We start from the raw sequence: 19,397 nt of genomic DNA on the forward strand, positions 1-19,397 counted from the left end.
CTCACGAATACTCCAAATGATAACGATGGGAGAGCCGCTGCTTAAAATCTTTTACGATATGCAGCGCCTCACGCAACAGGTCACGCTCAAGGGACGAGAGTTCTTGCACCACAACACGGTTACTACGCTGCTGAGTCGACGCTTCTGCTGTCTGCAACTGCTGCTTTAAACGTAGTTCGGTAAACAGCGCCAGCGCCTCGCCCAGGTCGTCAGCAAAACGGCGATCAAGACGACCATCTTCTGCTAAAGCGTCCAGGCGATCTAAGGTGGAAGTGGCATTAATGCGTCGCTCGAGGGCCATTGTGCGCACCCCATGAACAATAGGGAAAATACCGCCTTTTTTAATATCGATCCCATGCTGAGGCTTTTTTAAGGAGCCAAATAGCGTTAGCGGTGTTGAGAAACGCAGCGCAGCACGCGCAAAGTAAGACAGCAATAGCTCATCCCGTGAGCAGCGTTCAAACAGCTCTGCACGCACGCTGTCTAGCAATTGCGGATTACCAGCCACACCATGGGCATCCAGCAAAATCGCCAGCTTCATTAGGCTGTCGCCATCTCTTGCACTCACCCATTTAGCAATGTTGTTTTTCCATTGCGACACAGTGCCAACCCATTCAGGATTAGACACCATGATATTACCTGGGCATGGTGGGTAGCCGAGCTGAATCAGCGTTTGGGTAAGCACATTCATGTCTTCGGCAAGCGAAGGCCATTGGCTGTCATCGGCTAAAATCAGGCCATTATCTTGATCTGTTTTAAGAATTTGTTCACCGCGCCCTTCGCTCCCCATCACCATTAGGCAACTTTGGGAGTGATACTGCTCAGGAATAACAAATGACCACGCTTTATTGATAATTCGGCCATTCAACGCGGCCAGTAGGTCCATGGCAAAACGTAGCTTGACCCCTTGCGCCATAAGCGCATTCACCAATTCTGGCGTGCGTTGACTGGCAGCCGCCAATGCTTCTAAGCTATTCGCCTGTTCTACCTGCAGACTAACGACATAGCTACGGCTCGAAAAATAGCTAAGGACATCCGTTAGCTCCACCACCCCTTTCAGGGCGCCCTGTTCCATAACCACTACCCGCGTTACTTTATGCCGCGTCATCAGCACGAGCGCTTCAAATAAGTATTGATGGGGGGTAACGGTCACCAACGAGAAATGGGCCACATCCTCAACGGGCGCTGTATGTTCATAGTTATTCAGCACGACACCATTGAGCAAATCGGTTTTAGTGACAATGCCAAACTCGCCCTGGGTTTTGACTAGCAAGCTATCTGCATGACTATCGTTGAGCTGACGCACCGCGCTGGCAATATCTGTCGATGCATCCATGATAAGAGGTTCACGCATACATTCGCTGACTTTAGCCAACATAAAACCGGCCATGGTCACGCCGCCTTCGGCACGCTTTTCAGTCATTAACCGCGCTTTGTGAGATAGCGACTGTTTGAAGAAATTTTCGAAGTCAGGATGATGACGGCATAGTTTTATAAATAGCGCCTTCGGCATCACATAGCACAAGCATTCTTGCTCAGCCTGGAAGCGATAGCGGCTTTTACCGTTCAGAATACTAATGGCACCAAACAGATCACCAGCCGTGTAGTGCCCAATCCGTGCACTGGACGCTGGCAAAGTAGGATCTAGTTCAGCAACTTCGCCCTTGTGAATCAAAAATACCGATTCACCCGCTTGCCCCATCTCGATAATAATTTCATCACGATCAAAATAGGCGATGTCCATACCACGACGAACGTGGTCACGCCCTTCATCATCAATTAATGTGAAGGGCAATTGGGAAAGATCAACGTCAATCATGAGTGACCCCAGTTAATCGCGATGAAGAACACAATGGCTTAAGGTTTGATTGCTTTTTAACCAGCGCCTTTATTATACCTTTTGCTATACCGCTAACGTCGTAAAGACGTTTGTTTAGCGACCAAAGTAGCGACACGAACTAGCAAACTTGGCCACTTAATATACCACCTATTAAAAGTAGCAAACATTGCTTTTAAGCGACCCATAGACCATCGTCCTATCACCCAGATAGCAAAGCTAAAAAAACTTCAAAAACAAGTATTTATTTTCAATAATAAACATCACAATACGTACTGAAAGCTCATTGATACCAAAGTCTGGGATTTATTTTTTGCAATTATTGCCCACTATTAACAACGGGCTATACAGGATGTTCACGTGGCACTTGTTAAACACTTATCAAGGCACTGAAGAAAACCTTGCCAAACCATTAACCAGCAGAGCAACTTAACCAACAAGGTGATATGCGTCTAATCGCACTAAATCATCGCAGACAACTAAAAGAGCGGTTTTCTATGAAGGATTGCCCTAATGGATCACACGCTATCCTGAGTTAACTTTCCAACCCTAAAAATCACAACTGGAGAGCACCACAATGGCAGATGACAAATCCAACGCTGCTGAATACTGGAAAGCCAACGTCCGATTAATCTTTGGATGCTTGGCCGTTTGGGCGTTCGTTTCTTATGGATGTGCCATTCTCTTTCGTCCGCTGCTAGCGGGCATTCCCGTTGGTGGGACTGACTTGGGCTTTTGGTTCGCTCAACAGGGCTCCATCCTCACCTTCATCGTACTGATCTTCTTCTATGCCTGGAGAATGAACAAACTCGATGCAAAATTCGGCCTTGGGGAGTAAGCCAGTATGAGCCAGTTTGCCATTAACCTATTGTTTGTCGGCGCGTCGTTTGCGCTCTATATCGGGATTGCGATATGGGCACGAGCCGGGTCGACCAAAGACTTCTACGTTGCCGGTGGCGGCGTTCACCCTATCACCAACGGTATGGCGACTGCCGCTGACTGGATGTCAGCTGCATCGTTTATTTCAATGGCCGGTCTGCTAGCGTCTGGCGGATACGCTAACTCCACCTTCTTGATGGGCTGGACAGGTGGTTACGTTATCCTGGCAATGCTGCTAGCGCCTTACCTCCGTAAGTTTGGCAAGTTTACAGTGCCCGACTTTATTGGTGACCGTTTCTACAGCAACACTGCGCGCTTCGTCGCGATTGTGTGTTTAATCGTTGCCTCTGTTACTTACGTTATCGGTCAAATGACCGGTGCTGGCGTTGCTTTCTCGCGCTTCTTGGAAGTGAGCAACACCTGGGGTATCTGGATCGCAGCGCTGATTGTGTTCCTGTATGCCGTTTTTGGCGGCATGAAAGGTATTACCTACACGCAGGTCGCTCAGTACGTAGTGCTTATCATCGCCTATACTATTCCGGCGGTGTTCATTGCCATGCAACTAACCGGCAACCCGATTCCGATGTTCGGTATGTTCAGTACTCATACGGAGTCTGGTATTCCGCTACTGACCAAGCTGGATGAAGTGGTCAATGCACTTGGTTTCCGCGACTATACCGCCGACGTCGATAATAAGCTGAACATGGTGCTGTTTACTCTGTCGCTAATGGTGGGTACTGCTGGTTTACCCCACGTCATTATTCGCTTTTTCACTGTGCCGAAAGTTGCTGATGCGCGCTGGTCCGCTGGTTGGGCACTTGTATTCATTGCACTGCTGTACCTCACCGCTCCTGCGGTTGGTTCCATGGCGCGTCTAAACTTGGCTACCACCGTCTATCCCGAGATGGCAGGACAAGTAGAGAATTACGAAGAAGCCGCCCGCAATCCGATTCTCTATGAAGATCGTCCTGAGTGGGTGCGCACGTGGGAAGAAACTGGGCTTATCGCCTTCAACGATCTCAACAATGACGGCCGCATCCAAATGTACAATGATGCTACCGACTATTCTGATCGTGGCTGGGAAGGTAACGAGCTAACCGTTAATAACGACATTCTCGTATTAGCAAACCCAGAAATTGCTAACCTACCGGGTTGGGTTATCGGCCTGATTGCAGCAGGCGGTATTGCTGCGGCTCTCTCAACAGCGGCTGGCCTACTATTGGCTATCTCGTCAGCCATTAGTCATGACTTGATCAAAACAATGATCAATCCGAAAATCTCTGAAAAGGGTGAAATGCTGGCAGCACGCATCTCAATGGGCGGCGCAATTCTTCTGGCTACCTACCTCGGGCTTAACCCACCCGGGTTCGCAGCACAGACGGTTGCACTTGCCTTTGGTATCGCGGGTGCCTCACTGTTCCCAGCGCTGATGATGGGCATTTTCTCCAAGCGCATGAACAGCAAAGGCGCGATTTGCGGCATGCTTGCAGGTCTGATCTGCACCCTGCTCTATATCTTCACCTATCTCGGCTGGTTCTTCGTCCCCGGCACCAACATGCTGGCTAACACGCCAGACAACTGGATCCTGGGCATTTCACCGCTCTCCTTCGGTGCAATAGGCGCGATGATCAACTTTGCAACTGCGTTTGCTGTCTCTAGCGCAACGGAAGAGCCTCCGCAGGAGATTCAAGACCTGGTAGAAAGCGTTCGCTACCCGAAAGGTGCTGGTGTCGCGGTCGACCACTAAGTCATAATCGGCTCCTCCTCTTTGGCACACTGCCATTAGATTCGGAATCGATACTTCTCATCGGGCTTCCTTAGGGGAGCCCGATGTCATTTAGAAAGGATATTTTATGATTTGGCATCTTGTTGCCGCTGTATTTGCCGGGCTTGCCGCCGCAGGGATAGGCCTATTACTTAGAACGCTTAGCCGTAAACGGCTGCCTAAATGGATCGTGCCCGTTTTTGGTGGCCTGGGTATGCTTGGGTATCAGGTCTCAACCGAATACAGCTGGTTTGAACACAAGCGCTCTCAACTACCTGAAACTGCCATCGTCATTTCCAGCGATACGTCTAGCGCCGTGTGGCGACCATGGACCTTTGTGTTTCCGATGACGACTAAATTCAGCATCGTTGATAGCGACAATGTGCGCGCTCGCCACATTGACGATGAGTTAATTGCTGAATTTATTCTCTATCAATTCGAACGCCGCCATACCGATATACTGACCACTCAGCCTTATGTCTTGAACTGCGCTCACCGCGAGATAGTCCCCCTGAATACAGAGACGGGCGACGCTGAATTAAGCGAACGCCGCACGCTACGGGAAACCGCGCCTTTGCTAACAACCGTTTGCCAACTTGCCGCCGACCAGCAGACGTGATGCCCCTCCTTCGCCTAGAATAGGGTCTTTATTTAGATGATCGTTATTTGATATTAGATCGTCGCTAGGCGAAGCCTTCAACGTGGGGAGACGACATGTTTCATGGCGGTCTGCTGGTCGCGGTATCACTGCTTTACATTGCGGTGCTGTTTGGAATTGCCTGGTTCGGTGATCGCCGTGCACGGACTCACGGCGCCAGCCGCCGACGGCCAATCATTTACAGTTTGGCATTGGCCATTTACTGCACCTCGTGGACGTTTTACGGCGCGGTGGGGCAAGCAGCCACGGCTGGCTGGTCATTCGCCAGTATCTTTGTCGGCCCAATCTTAACGTTTCTGCTGTTTTGGCCTGTTCTGGCAAAAATGATTCGCGTTGCCAAACATCAAAACGTCACGTCAATCGCTGACTTTATTGCTTCCCGTTACGGCAAAACCCAATCTCTTGCGGCGTTTGCTAGCTTAGTTGCCCTCATTGGCACCCTGCCCTACATTGCTCTGCAGTTAAAAGCGGTGTCTACCACCTTTAGTGTTCTTACCGACGCAGCGGATATGACCCATACGCCGCTGTTTGGCGACACAGCGTTTTATGTCGCTATCGTCATGGCAATCTTCGCCATCCTTTTTGGCACTCGCCACACAGACGCGACAGAGCACCACGAAGGGCTGATTCATGCGGTAGCATTTGAATCTCTGGTAAAGTTGCTGGCGTTTGTTGTCCTCGGCGCGTTTGTTACCTGGGGCATGTTTGATGGCCTAGGTGAACTAATGGGCCACGCCGAAAGCCAATTGGAGTTGCAGCGCCAGCTAGCCAATCAAGATTTTGGCCAAAGCTTCTGGGCGCAAACGCTGCTCGCCATGCTCGCCATACTTTGCCTGCCTCGTCAGTTTCATGTGGCAGTGGTGGAAAATATCCACCCAGATGATGCAACGAAAGCACGCTGGCTATTTCCTCTTTACTTACTCGCAGTCGCCTTTTTTGTGGTGCCTTTGGCGGCAGCTGGTTTACTGCTGTTTTCTGAAAGCGGGGTTGAGCCTGATACTTACGTACTTGCTCTTTCGATGGCGTCTGGCCAGCAGTGGCTGACCCTTCTCACCTTTATTGGCGGATTTTCTGCCGCGACAGGGATGGTTATTGTGGCGGCAGTGGCAGTTTCTATCATGATTTCTAACGAGATCGTGATCCCAGCGCTCTTCAGGTTGCGTTGGTTCGACACCAAAGCTCGCGACTATGGCCGCTTAGTACTCCGCGCGCGCCGCCTTACCATTGTCGCTGTTCTGGCAATGGCTTACGGCTTCTATCAGCTCATTGCCGAATTCACCTCGCTAGCCTCAATTGGCATGCTGTCCTTTGCGGCCGCCGCTCAGTTTGCCCCCGCACTCATCGGCGGGCTGTATTGGAAGCGCGGTAACCGCCTCGGCGTTATCGTTGGCATGAACGCAGGCTTTGCGATTTGGGCATACAGCCTGCTAATGCCGGCTATGATCAACGCCGGAGTGCTTCCTCAAGCCTGGCTAGCGGGCGGCCCTTTAGGGCTTAATTGGCTATCGCCCACAACCCTATTTGGCTTAAACCTCGGCGACCCATTTACCCACGGAGTCATGCTGTCGCTGGGCATCAACTTGTTCTGCTATATCTTTGTTTCACAGGTAACTTCTCAGCGGGTTGTCGAGCGTATTCAGGCATCGCTGTTTGTCGATAGCGTTGAAACACGCCAAACATCCGTAAACCGCCCTTGGACAGGCGCCACTACTGTTGGCGACCTTAAAGTACTTTGTGAGCGTTTTCTTGGGGCAGGCCAAGTGGATCGCGCATTTGAGGATTACGCACGACGCGCGGGCAAACCCATGGAAGATAGTTCACGGGCGTCTATCGACGTCATCCAATTTACTGAGCGCTTTCTTGCGTCAGTGCTAGGTGCATCGTCAGCACGCATAGTCGTTAACTCGGCGCTTCAGGGACGCGGCATCGGCATTTCAGATGTCATTTCAATCGTTGATGAAGCCTCTCAAGTCTTAGAGTTCAACCGCGCACTACTGCAAGCCACCATTGAAAACATCAACCAGGGTATTAGCGTGGTTGACCAAAATTTGCGCTTGGTGGTGTGGAACCAACGCTATTTAGAGCTGTTCCGCTTCCCTGATCACTTGATACGGGTCGGCGCCCCCATGGATCGCATTTTTCGCTACAACGCGCACAACGGCGAATATGGTCCAGGAGATCCAGAGGAGCACGTCCAACTGCTGCTAGACAACATTCGCGACGGCCAGCCCCATCGTTATGTGCGTTACCGCCAAGATGGCAGTGTATTGGAAGTCCAAGGCAACCCGATGCCTGGCGGTGGTTTTGTCTATACCTATCAAGATATTACTCAGCAGAAGCGCATCGAAGAGGCGCTGATCCGCTCTGAAAACAACATCCGTATCTACACCGATAATGTACCCGCGCTGATTGCCTATTTTGATAAAGAGTGCCGTTACTTATTCACCAACCGCGCCTACGAACAAGCTTTCGATATTGATCGTAATGCCGTGATTGGACGCCGATACGAAGACGTATTACCGGTTAAAAAAGCTGAAGAGCGCATGCCATGGGTTCAGCGAACGCTTGCAGGCGAGCGCGTCAGTTTTGAAGTCTCAATGCGCGTTAATAATGCCATGCGCTATATGCTGGTCACCTATACGCCCCACTTTGGCGATAGCCAGTCGATTTTAGGTTTCTTCGCGCTTTATCAAGACATTACTGAGCGCCGCCAAGCTGAAATCGCCTTGAAAGAGACCAACGAAACTCTGGAAGAACGTGTTCGCGAGCGCACACAAGCACTTTCCGAGGCCAACGCGGCGCTGCGCCAAGAGAACCGTGTGCGCGCTGAAGCAGAGCAAGCGCTGCGCCAAGCGAAGCAATTAGCTGAAGATGCTAACGCTTCCAAAACGCGCTTTTTGGCTGCCGCCAGTCATGACTTGTTACAGCCGCTGAACGCAGCCCGGCTGTTTACTTCCGCATTAATGCAGAACGTCACCGCTAGCGATACCCAGCGTACCATCAGCCATATTGATAACTCACTTCAAGCCGCTGAAGAACTGCTTGGCACTCTGCTAGATATTTCAAAGCTTGATGCGGGTGCCCTCACACCGCGACGCAGCCACTTTGCACTGGCGGATATTATTCGTCCACTGCGTGCCGAATTTGAAGTAATGGCCGATGACCGTGGACTGGATCTTGTCGTCGTACCGACGCAACAATGGGTAGATTCCGATCCGCAGATGCTTCGCCGGATTGTACAAAACTTTCTATCCAACGCGATTCGCTATACCCAAGAAGGTCGTGTACTACTAGGCTGTCGCCGCCAAGCAGGACGACTTTCCATAGAGGTGTGGGATAGTGGGCCCGGTATTCCTGAGTCTAAGCTAACGGAAATTTTCCAAGAGTTCCGCCGATTGGATCAAGTTTCACGCCATAAAGAGAGTGAGAAAGGGCTCGGCTTAGGCTTATCAATTGCCGATCGTATGAGCCGTGTACTTGACCACCCAATTAAGGTTCGGTCCTGGGTAGGTGTGGGGACTGCATTCTGCGTCAGCGTTCCCATTGTTGCCGCCCGTGAAGTAACCTTAGCGGACCAAGAACCTCAAAGCCGCCGGAGTGGTAATAAGCTAGCGGGTACCCGCATTGTGTGTATCGATAACGAAACGCTCATTTTAGAGGGCATGACGGCCATGCTAAGCGGCTGGGGATGTGAAGTATTTACCGCGACCAGCATCGGCGGTGCAAAATCGATTCTGCGTAACATGGACGGCGACCCCGACGCCATCTTGGCAGACTATCATCTGGACAATGAAGTCACGGGGCTAATGGCACTCGAGGCCCTCAGTGAGCGCTTCGAAGGAGCCGTACCGGGCATTGTGATTACCGCCGACCGCACGGAAGCGGTGGCCGAAGAGATTAAGCGTGCGGGTTATCAACTGCTGCTTAAGCCGGTCAAACCTGCCGCGCTGCGCGCGCTTTTAACTCGCACCCTTCAGGCTAGCCGAGCAGGAGGGAAAACGTAATGATACGTCATACCGTCATTCCCGAATGGGGTTATCGGGAATCCAGTTTGACCTTACCCGCTGATGCCTGGGAGCCTGCTTCAAAATGGATTCCCGCTAAAAGCACGCGGGAATGACAGAGCAGCGAGACAGATGCATCACACCGTCATTCCCGAAACGAGACAGATGCACCATACCGTCATTCCCGAAGGGGGTTATCGGGAATCCAGCTTACCCTTCAAGAAGAAACTTTCGGCGGTTCCACTTCAAGTTTCTGAGCAGCAATAACAGCCTGGGTGCGCGAGTGCACTCCCAGCTTGCGCAGAATAGCCGTCACGTGGGCCTTAATAGTGGCTTCTGAGACGCTAAGCTCATAGGCGATCTGTTTATTCAACAAGCCTTCCGTCAGCATATTGAGCACACGAAACTGCTGCGGCGTCAGTGAGGCAATTGCCTCCGCAAAACGCGACTCTTCTTCGCTGGTTTCATCTAAGACGTTCGCCAACGCTTCTGGCAGCCAAACTTCCCCTTGCAGGATTTCCCCCACCGCTTCAGCAATCAACTGTAGCGAGGAAGATTTAGGAATAAAGCCTGACGCGCCGTAGTCAATTGCACGACGTACTACATAGGGCTCGTCACTGCCTGAAACAACCGCCACCGGAATATCGGGCATCTGGCCACGCAATTGAATCAAACCTGAAAAGCCATGCGCTCCTGGCATATGGAGGTCTAGCAAAATCAAATCAGCATCAGGGTGTCGATTAACGACCTCAGTGGTGGCTTCCATGGTGTCGGCTTCGACAATCTCAGCCTGGGGGGCTAACTGGCGCAACGCCTGGGTGAGCGCTGCACGAAACAGCGGATGGTCGTCTGCGACGATAAACTTATGGGCTACTGCCATGGATATTCCTCCGGTTCCTCGAGCAGCGGGGTTGGCTACCGCCGCGACGCTAGGCTCATACGGTTGAAGCATGGTACCCCATGGGCTTCGTCATTCCCAAGCATCACATGCACTATTTGTCATTGATACGTCATCCAAACAGAAATAACAGTGCCGGCTCCATGGCCGGCACTGCAACGGATCTATCCAGTTTGCCTTATTTAACATAGCAAATGAATGACATCCGTCATTTAAAAGTGCCCCCATTAGAAGGATAACTGGGGGCAAAAAACATTACTGGTTGGCACGATGCTCAATGAGTTCGTCCACCACCGACGGATCAGCCAGCGTGCTGGTGTCCCCCAGGCCATCACACTCATTGGCCGCAATTTTACGTAAAATGCGCCGCATAATTTTACCAGAACGTGTTTTTGGCAGCCCAGGAGCCCACTGAATTACATCTGGCGATGCAATCGGGCCAATATCTTTACGTACCCATTGGGTCAGCTCTTTCTTGAGTTCATCCGTGGGATCAATACCATCATTAAGTGTTACATAGATATAGATGCCTTGGCCTTTAATATCGTGCGGAAAACCGACGACGGCGGCTTCTGCCACTGCCGAGTGAGCAACCAGAGACGACTCTATTTCAGCAGTGCCCATACGATGGCCTGAGACGTTAAGTACGTCGTCAACCCGGCCTGTAATCCAGTAATAGCCATCCTCATCCCGGCGGCAGCCATCTCCTGTAAAATACATGCCGTCGTAAGTAGAAAAGTAGGTCTGTACAAAGCGTTCGTGGTCGCCCCAAATGGAGCGCGCTTGGCCCGGCCAGGAGTCGAGAATGACTAGATTGCCTTCCGTCTCGCCTTCCAATTTATGGCCTTCATTATCCACCAGCGCGGGGTTCACACCAAAGAAGGGCGTTGTAGCAGAGCCAGGCTTTAGATCAGTAGCGCCAGGAAGTGGCGCGATCATAATGCCGCCCGTTTCGGTTTGCCACCAGGTGTCCACAATAGGACACTTCTCATTGCCAATAACGCGATAGAACCACTCCCAAGCTTCTGGGTTGATAGGTTCGCCTACAGAACCTAGCAAGCGCAGTGAGTCACGTTTGCTAGAGTCCATCACGTTATCACCATGCGCCATTAATGCACGGACAGCAGTAGGCGCGGTATAGAGGATATTGACCTGATGTTTATCGACAATTTCGCCCATTCGCCCATGGCTTGGGTAGCTCGGTACGCCCTCAAACATTAGCGTGGTTGCACCATTGGCAAGCGGTCCGTACACGATATAGCTATGGCCCGTCACCCAACCTACGTCCGCTGTACACCAGTAAACTTCGCCTTCTTGATAGTCGAAAACATACTGATGGGTCATCGCTGCGTAGGTCAGGTAGCCGCCAGTGGTATGCTTTAAGCCCTTAGGCGCACCGGTTGATCCAGAGGTATAGAGAATAAACAGCGGATCTTCGGCATTCATGGTTTCAGCTTGGCATTCGGTAGATTGCTTATCCACCAGCTCGTCAAACCAAATGTCACGGCCTTCCTTCCAGTCAATATCACCGCCTGTACGCTTCACCACCAATACGTTTTTGCACACATCAGTGCCATCGCGCGTCAGAGCCGAATCGACATTCTCTTTAAGGGGTACGTGTTTACCACCACGCACTGACTCATCAGCAGTGATCACCAGTTTAGAATCAGCACCAATTACCCGCTGAGCGACTGCGTCCGGCGAAAAGCCGCCAAACACAACAGAGTGCACTGCACCAATACGGGCACATGCCAACATGGCCATGGCCGCCTCGGGAATCATCGGCATATACAGCGTCACTGTATCGCCTTTCTTTACCCCCAGCGACTTCAGGCCGTTGGCCAGCTGGTTAGTGCGCTCATAAAGCTCACGGTACGTAATATGTTTTGAATCGTTAGGATTATCTCCCTCCCAGATAATCGCTGTTTGGTCGCCACGCTTCTCCAAATGGCGATCTAGGCAGTTGGCGCTAACGTTTAGCTCACCATCTTCAAACCAGCGAATATCAACATTATCGCGTGCAAAGGAGGTGTTTTTAATCTTGGTTGGCGCCTTGATCCAATCAAGACGCTTTGCTTGCTCAGCCCAGAAACGCTCCGGGTCGTCCATGGACTGCTGATACATTGCCGCATATTTATCTTTATCAGCCCATGCACTGGCAGCGATACTATCGCGCACTGGATAGACGTTTTTATGCTCGCTCATGAAGTTGCCTCTGTCCGTGAAATTGCACTCTCTAGAAAATGGTGTCGGTATTATTGTTAGTCGCACCGACGCGCTTAATATTTACCTAGCATAAACCTCCCAACGCCGGCTTCCCTTTAGACATTGGTATTAACATTTTTAATATTTAAAACAATAGGTTAAAACACTTTCAAGGTTTTTTAAAAGCACTGTAGACCAAGGTCTGATCACAATGACGGCAGCGATAGCGACGCCCCTTTACCACTAAAGAATGACGCCTGGCTGTGAAACAATGCGTTTGACAGTCACATTGATAATAATATGGCCGAGACTGGGCATCCTGAACATCAAAGCGATGAGTCACCTTAGGCTCAAGGCCAAACAGGTCTCGCATGACAGCTTGCCATTCTCGACCATGCGGTTTGAGCCGCGTGCCATTGGCTAAATGAAAGACTAACCAATGCGCCATTTCATGGGGAATCACCTCGTCAAAAAACGCCTGCCGATTATTGCTCAGTAAAACAGGATTAAAACGCAGCCCGCCACGCCCTAGATGCGCCTGCCCTGCTGAGGCACCTTTTAGGTCGAACCACACCTTTGGCGCTGGCAGCGCAGGATAGACTTCTTGGCAGCGTTTTAACGCTTCATCAGTTCTATCTCGCACGGCGTGCATGAGCGCCTCTGAAGATAGTGTCGCAAGTTTTTCAGCAGGCCATGGGGGCAGTGGTAAAGTCTTCATTAGTGATAAACTAACCAGTAACGATGTTGCCAACGAGTGTTGCCGATCAACATCTTTTTCTCAAAGACGATTTTTATGATGAGGCCCCTTATGGCAGAGCGCAATAACGTTCCCGCAGCAACGTCGCCCAATACCACCCCACCTCAGCCGCTACTTGATGACGAGCAACTTGATCGACTGGATGACTTTCTCGACTCAGAGCAGGTCGGCGAAGATGCGCTGGACCTTATCTCTGCCCATGGTTTTTTAGTGGCGCTGGCGGTTGCCCCTAGCGAATTACCTACCAGTCAATGGCTAACTGAGCTGTTTCAGGGAGAGCCAAGTTATCGGGATGATGCCGAACGAGACGAGATTATCCAACTGTTAACACTGCTACGTGACAACGCCGTCGCAGTACTTGAACAGGGCGGTTTACCAGAGCTACCCTTCGAGCTAACGCTAGATGGCATCCCCGCTGAGGAAACGCCCATCGGCGACTGGTGCGCGGGGTTTATGGAAGGTGTCTTTAGCGACGAAAGCGCGTGGTTCCAAGATGACGAAGAAGCTGCCGCCACGCTACTGTTGCCCTTTATGTCGCTTTCAGGTTTATTCGATGATGAGCCAGAAATGGCTGAGATGGCCCAAGATCAGGCCAGTCAGGAAACCTTTGTTGCTCAATTGCCAGAATTAGTCCTGGATCTTTATCTTCACTATCGCGTGCCCCCCGAAACGCCGAAGCCTAAGCCACGCAAGAAAACACCGGCCAAAGGTAAAAAGCGTCGATAGCCGATTGTTAGCCGCACATTATTTAAGACGGGTGACAATACCATCCACTACGCCATAGACCCACTCTCGGGCTCGCTGCCACCAGGGTCGTGCGGCCCAGGCGGCAGCATCGACTTCTTGGCTGGCGGCAAAGTTACGCTCAAACAGCGATTGAACTTGCTTGGCGAAGGCTTGGTTTTCTACTTCTTGATTAGCTTCAAGGTTCCAGTGCAGATTCCAATGGTCGAAGTTGCATGAACCAAGACTGACCCAGTTATCTGCTAACACAAACTTGGCATGAATAAACGTGGGCTGGAACTCAAAAATCCGCACGCCAGCTTTTAACAACGCTTGGTAAAACCGTTGTCCTGCATAGCGCACACCTGGGTGGTCATGTTTACTACCCGGTAATAGTAAACAAACATCCACGCCACGCCGTGCTGCGCGAATAAGGCGTCGGCGCAGCGTGAAGGTCGGCACAAAATAAGGCGTACATAGCCAAAGTCGCTTGTTTGCCTGATTTACCCGCGCATAGAGCGAGTGACGAATAGCTTGGTAACGATAACCCCTCGCTGACATTACACGGCCACGTATGCCATCAGCATAATGCACTGCTGTCCGCTGTGGCGGCAGCACTGAGCTAGCCCGTCCACCACCTGCTTGCCGTGTTAACCGGGAACGCCATAAACGGCGAAAAAGCTCTTCCCAATCAGCGACCACTGGGCCTTCGATGCGCACCGCAATTTCGTACCATGCTTCCAGAAACTCATCCACTGCGCCAAATCCGCCGGTAAACGCAACCTCTCCATCCACGACAACAATTTTGCGGTGATCACGGCTTAAGTTACGAGCCAGCGAGTGAAAACCAATGGGATTAAAGAACCGTAATGCGACACCTGCTTGCTCTAGGCGTATGCGGTCACGATGTTCCAATCCCATAGAGCCATAACCATCGAGCAGCAAATACACTTTTACACCGCGCTCAGCAGCGTCGATCAGCGCATTACTCATCTGGCTCGCTAACTTACCTGACTCCATCAAGTAGAGCTCCACCAGCACATAGTGCTCCGCTTGACTAACCGCATCAAACATAGCTGGCAAAAATCGCGTTGCTTCCGGCAACAGAGTAGTGCGGTTGCCTTCACGCCACACGTGCTGCATAGAGACTCCTTCTCTTGAAGAAACGGCTCAGCGACGAGCCAGCGAGCGATGGACGTATAAATCGTAACGGCTCGTTTTACCTTCTAGCGTATGCTGCGGCGCTGGGCCATCGATAGGGGGAGCTTTGCGGGGGCGCTTGACCACCACTCGATGCGTTGCTACATCCAGCGCTGCTTCTAATAAGCGCGGTGCATCATCGTCATCTCCCGCCAGCTCTCGAAACAAGCGCATCTCTTTTTTGACCAACGCCGACTTTTCACGGTGCGGAAACATCGGATCAAGATGAACAACCTCAGGATCAAAGGCCGCGCTTTCCACAAGGGCAGCCAGCTGCTCAGCGGCATCACCATGACGAAGCGTCATACGCAAGGCAATCTCTGCTGTCGCGTCTGTTTTTGCGGCACGCGCAAGGCCATCTTGAAGCAGCGCAGCAATCGCCGCGACACGTTCAATTAATAAGACATTTGCGCCCAGGCTTGCCAGTACAAACGCATCCCGGCCCAAACCAGCAGTGGCATCCACGACGTTAGGTGTGATGCCTTTAGCAAGCCCACAGGCTTTTGCCACTAACTGCCCGCGACCACCACCAAACTGACGGCGATGGGCTGCCTTTCCAGCGGCAAAATCCACGCTAAGCGGTTTTCCGTATTGACGCTCATCACCTGACAGTGCCAATTGGCCATCAACGTAGCTAAGCGCCAATCCTGAAGGCAACACAAGCGTCTCTGGGCTTACCGTATGGCTCATGCTGGCTTTTTCCAGGCCACGTCGTTGCGCAAATAAACTGGCTGTGCTTCATGGGCTGCCTGACCTAACCCCGCTTCCAAATCACGAACGGCGAGCCATGCCATCTCTTCGGCCCGTGGCTCAAGATCAGTGAGATGCTGAGACATATTGGCCTGTAGGCTTAACGCAAAGTCATCCCACAGCGTAAACCCCGAGCCCACGCCTACCCAGTCGGCCTCCTCCGCAGGCAAATGAAAGTTAGCAGGCGCCACGACCACTTCGTCACTTTGCAAGCTAAGCGTGTCATTTAAACAGTGCCAAGTAGCCGCATAGATTTCGCCCATACGGGCATCTAACGCGGTCACTACATGACGAAAATGGTAGCGGCGATGGGCCTGAAGCGCGAGCGCTTCCAAGGTGGAAATACCCAACAATGGACGATCCAGCCCAAACGCCAAGCCTTGCGCTGCACCGGCAGCGATGCGCAAGCCGGTGAATGAGCCGGGGCCACGCCCAAACGCAACCGCATCTAGCTGCTGCGTAGCAATATTGGCCTCAGCGAGAATGTCATCCACCATCGGCATTAAGCGCCGGGTATGGGCCCTTGGCGTCATTTCGAATCGCGCCAAGCATTCACGCTGGCTACCCTGCTGGCGTAATAAAGCTGCAGAGCAGGCACTAGAAGATGCGTCCAGTGCGAGAAGGTATAACGATGACATCGATTCTGCACTCCATAAAATAGACCGTCATTATACCTTTACGCGGCCTCAACGACGATGGCCCGCAGGTAACCTGCGGGCCATCGTGTAACTCACTAGCATGTGCTACTTAGCAAAGCGCTTCTTTCACTTGCCGAGTAATGTCAGCCACGCTGCCTACGCCTTCTACGCGATGATACTGCGGCGCGGCCTCAGGGTCTTCTTTCGCCCACTGCTGATAATAATCTACCAACGGTGCAGTTTGGTCGTGATAAACCGACAGACGGTTGCGCACGGTAGACTCTTGATCATCTTCACGCTGAATCAGCGCTTCCCCAGTCACGTCATCTTTACCCGGCTCTTTGGACGGATTATGGTCGACATGGTAAACACGCCCAGATGCCGGATGCACGCGACGCCCTGCAAGACGGCTCACAATTTCTTCGTCTGGCACGGCAATTTCCAACACGTGGTCCAGCTTAACGCCAGCCTCTTTCATCGCATCGGCTTGCGGGATGGTGCGCGGAAAACCATCGAACAAGAAACCATTTCCACAGTCGGGTTGGCTAATGCGCTCTTTAACAAGATCGATAATGACATCGTCGGACACCAAACCGCCGCTATTCATAATCTCTTTTACTTTGAGACCCAATTCGGTACCGTCCTTGATGGCCGCGCGCAGCATATCCCCGGTGGAAATTTGAGGGATCTTAAATTGCTCACAGATAAACTGAGCCTGAGTCCCCTTCCCCGCGCCGGGGGCACCCAACAGGATTAAACGCATGGCACTGCTCCTTGAATGTTAGTCGTTAGATATGAATAATTTTTGAATAATGGACTGACAATAACCGTGCCGTTCGGATGACACAACTCCCCAAAAGCCTGATAACGCATTTTTTTAACATTTTCTTAAGCAAAAACAGACAGGTGGCAATTTCTTGTACTTTGGTCACCCCTTCTTTGCAGACCTACTGAACTGTTTTAAACACAAGCGGCGCCCTATTGGGCGCCGCTTTTGGCTTACTGTGAGACGATTACAGCAGTAATCGGCGAATATCCGTCAACACATCGGCCAGGAAGGCCGTAAAGCGGGCGGCATCCGCACCGTTAATCGCCCGGTGATCATAAGAGAGCGATAGCGGCATCATTAAGCGCGGTTGGAAGGCACTGCCATCCCATACCGGTTTCATCTGCGCTTTCGATACCCCCAGGATCGCCACTTCCGGCGCATTAACGATCGGTGTGAACGCGGTTCCACCAATCGAGCCAAGGCTCGAAATGGTGAAGCAGCCACCGGTCATCTCATCACGCTTAAGCTTCTTGGTTTGCGCTTTCTTGCCTAGCTCCGCCATCTCCTTGGCTATCTCGATCAAGGATTTCTTATCGGCGTTGCGCACTACCGGCACCATCAGACCGTCCGGCGTATCCACGGCAATCCCAATATGCACGTAGTTTTTCCATACCAGCGTTTCGCCGTCACCTTTCAGGCTGACGTTGAACTGGGGGAATTTACGCAGGGCAAAGGCACAGGCCTTGACCATAAACGGCAACGGTGTCAGCTTAGCGCCCTGGGCTTCGGCCTCGGCTTTCATGGCTTTACGGAAGCTTTCGAGCTCGGTAATGTCGGCCTCGTCGAACTGCGTCACGTGAGGCACATTGAGCCAGCTGCGGTGCAGATTGGTCGCGCCCATTTTCAGCAGGCGACCCATCGGCTTCTCTTCTACGTCGCCAAACTGGCTAAAGTCGACTTCAGGTATCGCGGGAATACCCGCACCACCACTCGCTGCAGGGGCAGCCGCTGTTTGTGCTTTACCCTGGCTGGCAATGGCCTGCTTCACGTAAGCCTGCACATCCTCTTTCAGCACCCGGTCTTTCGGGCCACTAGGCTTAACAAGGCCGAGGTCTACGCCGAGCTCACGTGCCAGCATGCGTACTGCTGGGCCTGCGTGTACCAGTTTCCCATCGCGAGGCTTATGAGCCGCCATCTGCGCTTCAGGGCTAGGCGTACCTTCTGGTGAAGCGGCAGGCTTTGCACTTGACTGACTAGTACTTGACTGACTAGCACTAGAGGATTGAGCTTTCTCCGGCGCTGCTTGTTTAGGGGCTGCCTTCTTGGCACCCGCTACTTCGATATAGCCAATCACATCGCCTTCAGAGACGGTGTCACCCTCTTTTACGGTCAGCTCTAAGAGCTTGCCTTTGTAAGGGCTCGGCACGTCCATCGACGCTTTGTCAGATTCCAGAGTGATAAGAGGATCTTCTTCGTTGACCTCATCACCTGCCGCAACACCAATTTCGATAATCGGCACGTCAGAAGAACCTGACAAATCAGGTACACGAATCTCTTTGCGCTCAGGCTCACCGCTACCGCTATCTTCTTCAACGGCAGACTCTTCAACAGCCGCTGCTTCCGGCGCGCTGCTGGTTTGGCTAGCAGCCTGCGCTTGCGATGCATCTTCTTCAGCCGATGCATCACCGCCTTCGCCAGCGATTTCCATCTGGCCGATCACGTCGCCTTCCGAGACGGTATCGCCTTCCTTGACGGTCAGCGCAACGATCTTACCGCCGTGCGGGCTGGGCACGTCCATGGAGGCTTTGTCCGACTCCAGGGTGATCAGGGTATCTTCGGCGTTGACCTCATCACCGGCGCTAACCGCGACTTCGATGATTTCAACGCTGTCTGAACCGCCCAGGTCCGGCACTTTAATATCGACCGTCTGCTTGCCGCCACTGGCTTTCTTCGCTGCCGGTGCGGGGGCGTCTTCCTGCGTTGGTTTGTCTTCTTTCACTGGCGCGTCGTTGGGCTGGCTGTCAGATGCGGGGGCTGACGTCTCTTCGCCGCCACCTTCTACTTCCAGCTCAACGATGTCGTCGCCTTCGGAGACAGTATCGCCTTCTTTGACCAGCACTTTGGTGACCTTGCCGCCTTTCGGGGCCGGAACATCCATGCTGGCTTTGTCAGATTCCAGGGTGATTAGGGTGTCTTCCGCTTCAATGACGTCGCCTTCTGACACCGCAATCTCGATGATTTCGACATCGGTATCGCCACCGATATCGGGAACTTTGATGATTTCGCTACTCAAGGTCGCGCTCCTTCCAAATCG

The 19,397-nt window shown here is 52.1% G+C and carries 14 protein-coding genes; 5 read left to right on the plus strand and 9 right to left on the minus strand.

Annotated features, from left to right (window positions below):
- Position 1: 1 nt before the first annotated feature.
- Complete coding sequence (locus tag J4377_RS14650; protein WP_038477963.1) at positions 2-1,819, minus strand: putative nucleotidyltransferase substrate binding domain-containing protein; 1,818 nt, start codon at positions 1,817-1,819, stop codon at positions 2-4.
- 595 nt (positions 1,820-2,414) lie between these two features.
- On the opposite strand from J4377_RS14650, the gene J4377_RS14655 reads away from it, so the two are divergent.
- The 4 genes from J4377_RS14655 (at position 2,415) to J4377_RS14670 (ending at position 9,143) form a co-directional block, all read left to right on the plus strand.
- The gene (locus tag J4377_RS14655) at positions 2,415-2,675 is read left to right on the plus strand and encodes a DUF4212 domain-containing protein (RefSeq protein ID WP_038477966.1); all 261 of its coding nucleotides are present in this window, start codon (positions 2,415-2,417) and stop codon (positions 2,673-2,675) included.
- A 6-nt stretch (positions 2,676-2,681) separates the two neighbouring features.
- Positions 2,682-4,463, plus strand: a complete 1,782-nt coding sequence (locus J4377_RS14660) for a sodium:solute symporter family protein (RefSeq protein WP_038477969.1) — start codon at positions 2,682-2,684, stop codon at positions 4,461-4,463.
- 106 nt (positions 4,464-4,569) lie between these two features.
- Positions 4,570-5,100, plus strand: a complete 531-nt coding sequence (locus J4377_RS14665; protein WP_120386388.1) for a hypothetical protein — start codon at positions 4,570-4,572, stop codon at positions 5,098-5,100.
- Positions 5,101-5,195: 95 nt separating this feature from the next.
- Positions 5,196-9,143 carry a NahK/ErcS family hybrid sensor histidine kinase/response regulator gene (locus J4377_RS14670; protein ID WP_253486031.1) on the plus strand — a complete coding sequence of 1,316 codons (3,948 nt, stop codon included), beginning with the start codon at positions 5,196-5,198 and terminating at the stop codon, positions 9,141-9,143.
- 217 nt (positions 9,144-9,360) lie between these two features.
- On the opposite strand, the gene J4377_RS14675 is transcribed toward J4377_RS14670, so the two are convergent.
- From J4377_RS14675 to J4377_RS14685, 3 genes are all read right to left on the minus strand, one after another.
- Positions 9,361-10,023 carry a response regulator transcription factor gene (locus tag J4377_RS14675; protein ID WP_009721286.1) on the minus strand — a complete coding sequence of 221 codons (663 nt, stop codon included), beginning with the start codon at positions 10,021-10,023 and terminating at the stop codon, positions 9,361-9,363.
- A 273-nt stretch (positions 10,024-10,296) separates the two neighbouring features.
- Positions 10,297-12,246 (minus strand): acetate--CoA ligase, encoded by a 1,950-nt coding sequence (gene acs, locus J4377_RS14680; protein WP_038477978.1) that lies wholly within the window; start codon positions 12,244-12,246, stop codon positions 10,297-10,299.
- A 169-nt stretch (positions 12,247-12,415) separates the two neighbouring features.
- On the minus strand, positions 12,416-12,964 hold the full coding sequence (locus J4377_RS14685) for a SprT-like domain-containing protein (RefSeq protein ID WP_039868362.1): 549 nt from the start codon (positions 12,962-12,964) through the stop codon (positions 12,416-12,418).
- 90 nt (positions 12,965-13,054) lie between these two features.
- Between J4377_RS14685 and J4377_RS14690 the strand changes: the two genes are divergently transcribed.
- Positions 13,055-13,729 carry a YecA family protein gene (locus J4377_RS14690; RefSeq protein WP_198350223.1) on the plus strand — a complete coding sequence of 225 codons (675 nt, stop codon included), beginning with the start codon at positions 13,055-13,057 and terminating at the stop codon, positions 13,727-13,729.
- Positions 13,730-13,747: 18 nt separating this feature from the next.
- Here J4377_RS14690 and J4377_RS14695 read toward each other — a convergent pair whose 3' ends face one another.
- From J4377_RS14695 to aceF, 5 genes are all read right to left on the minus strand, one after another.
- Complete coding sequence (locus J4377_RS14695; protein ID WP_120386386.1) at positions 13,748-14,869, minus strand: phosphatidylserine/phosphatidylglycerophosphate/cardiolipin synthase family protein; 1,122 nt, start codon at positions 14,867-14,869, stop codon at positions 13,748-13,750.
- 27 nt (positions 14,870-14,896) lie between these two features.
- Entirely contained in the window at positions 14,897-15,616 is a 720-nt protein-coding gene (locus J4377_RS14700) for a class I SAM-dependent methyltransferase (RefSeq protein ID WP_253486032.1), read from the minus strand.
- A complete protein-coding gene (tsaB, locus tag J4377_RS14705) occupies positions 15,613-16,314 on the minus strand; it encodes a tRNA (adenosine(37)-N6)-threonylcarbamoyltransferase complex dimerization subunit type 1 TsaB (protein ID WP_038477993.1) in 702 nt (233 codons plus the stop codon). The genes J4377_RS14700 and tsaB overlap by 4 nt, the downstream gene beginning before the upstream one ends.
- Before the next feature lie 109 nt (positions 16,315-16,423).
- Positions 16,424-17,077, minus strand: a complete 654-nt coding sequence (gene adk, locus J4377_RS14710) for an adenylate kinase (protein WP_231657678.1) — start codon at positions 17,075-17,077, stop codon at positions 16,424-16,426.
- Positions 17,078-17,327: 250 nt separating this feature from the next.
- Positions 17,328-19,376 carry a dihydrolipoyllysine-residue acetyltransferase gene (gene aceF, locus J4377_RS14715; protein ID WP_253486033.1) on the minus strand — a complete coding sequence of 683 codons (2,049 nt, stop codon included), beginning with the start codon at positions 19,374-19,376 and terminating at the stop codon, positions 17,328-17,330.
- Between the last annotated feature and the right edge of the window lie 21 nt (positions 19,377-19,397).

The organism is Halomonas sp. XH26 (genome assembly GCF_024138895.1).
GTDB classification, from domain to species: Bacteria; Pseudomonadota; Gammaproteobacteria; order Pseudomonadales; family Halomonadaceae; genus Vreelandella; species Vreelandella alkaliphila.

Bases quoted from the DNA above. Each gene is read 5' to 3' on its own strand.
- adk (WP_231657678.1), bottom strand. From the start codon at position 17,077: ATGCGTTTAATCCTGTTGGGTGCCCCCGGCGCGGGGAAGGGGACTCAG.
- J4377_RS14665 (WP_120386388.1), top strand. From the start codon at position 4,570: ATGATTTGGCATCTTGTTGCCGCTGTATTTGCCGGGCTTGCCGCCGCA.
- J4377_RS14685 (WP_039868362.1), bottom strand. From the start codon at position 12,964: ATGAAGACTTTACCACTGCCCCCATGGCCTGCTGAAAAACTTGCGACA.
- J4377_RS14670 (WP_253486031.1), top strand. From the start codon at position 5,196: ATGTTTCATGGCGGTCTGCTGGTCGCGGTATCACTGCTTTACATTGCG.
- J4377_RS14695 (WP_120386386.1), bottom strand. From the start codon at position 14,869: ATGCAGCACGTGTGGCGTGAAGGCAACCGCACTACTCTGTTGCCGGAA.
- J4377_RS14690 (WP_198350223.1), top strand. From the start codon at position 13,055: ATGGCAGAGCGCAATAACGTTCCCGCAGCAACGTCGCCCAATACCACC.
- J4377_RS14700 (WP_253486032.1), bottom strand. From the start codon at position 15,616: ATGAGCCATACGGTAAGCCCAGAGACGCTTGTGTTGCCTTCAGGATTG.
- tsaB (WP_038477993.1), bottom strand. From the start codon at position 16,314: ATGTCATCGTTATACCTTCTCGCACTGGACGCATCTTCTAGTGCCTGC.
- J4377_RS14650 (WP_038477963.1), bottom strand. From the start codon at position 1,819: ATGATTGACGTTGATCTTTCCCAATTGCCCTTCACATTAATTGATGAT.
- J4377_RS14655 (WP_038477966.1), top strand. From the start codon at position 2,415: ATGGCAGATGACAAATCCAACGCTGCTGAATACTGGAAAGCCAACGTC.
- acs (WP_038477978.1), bottom strand. From the start codon at position 12,246: ATGAGCGAGCATAAAAACGTCTATCCAGTGCGCGATAGTATCGCTGCC.
- J4377_RS14660 (WP_038477969.1), top strand. From the start codon at position 2,682: ATGAGCCAGTTTGCCATTAACCTATTGTTTGTCGGCGCGTCGTTTGCG.
- J4377_RS14675 (WP_009721286.1), bottom strand. From the start codon at position 10,023: ATGGCAGTAGCCCATAAGTTTATCGTCGCAGACGACCATCCGCTGTTT.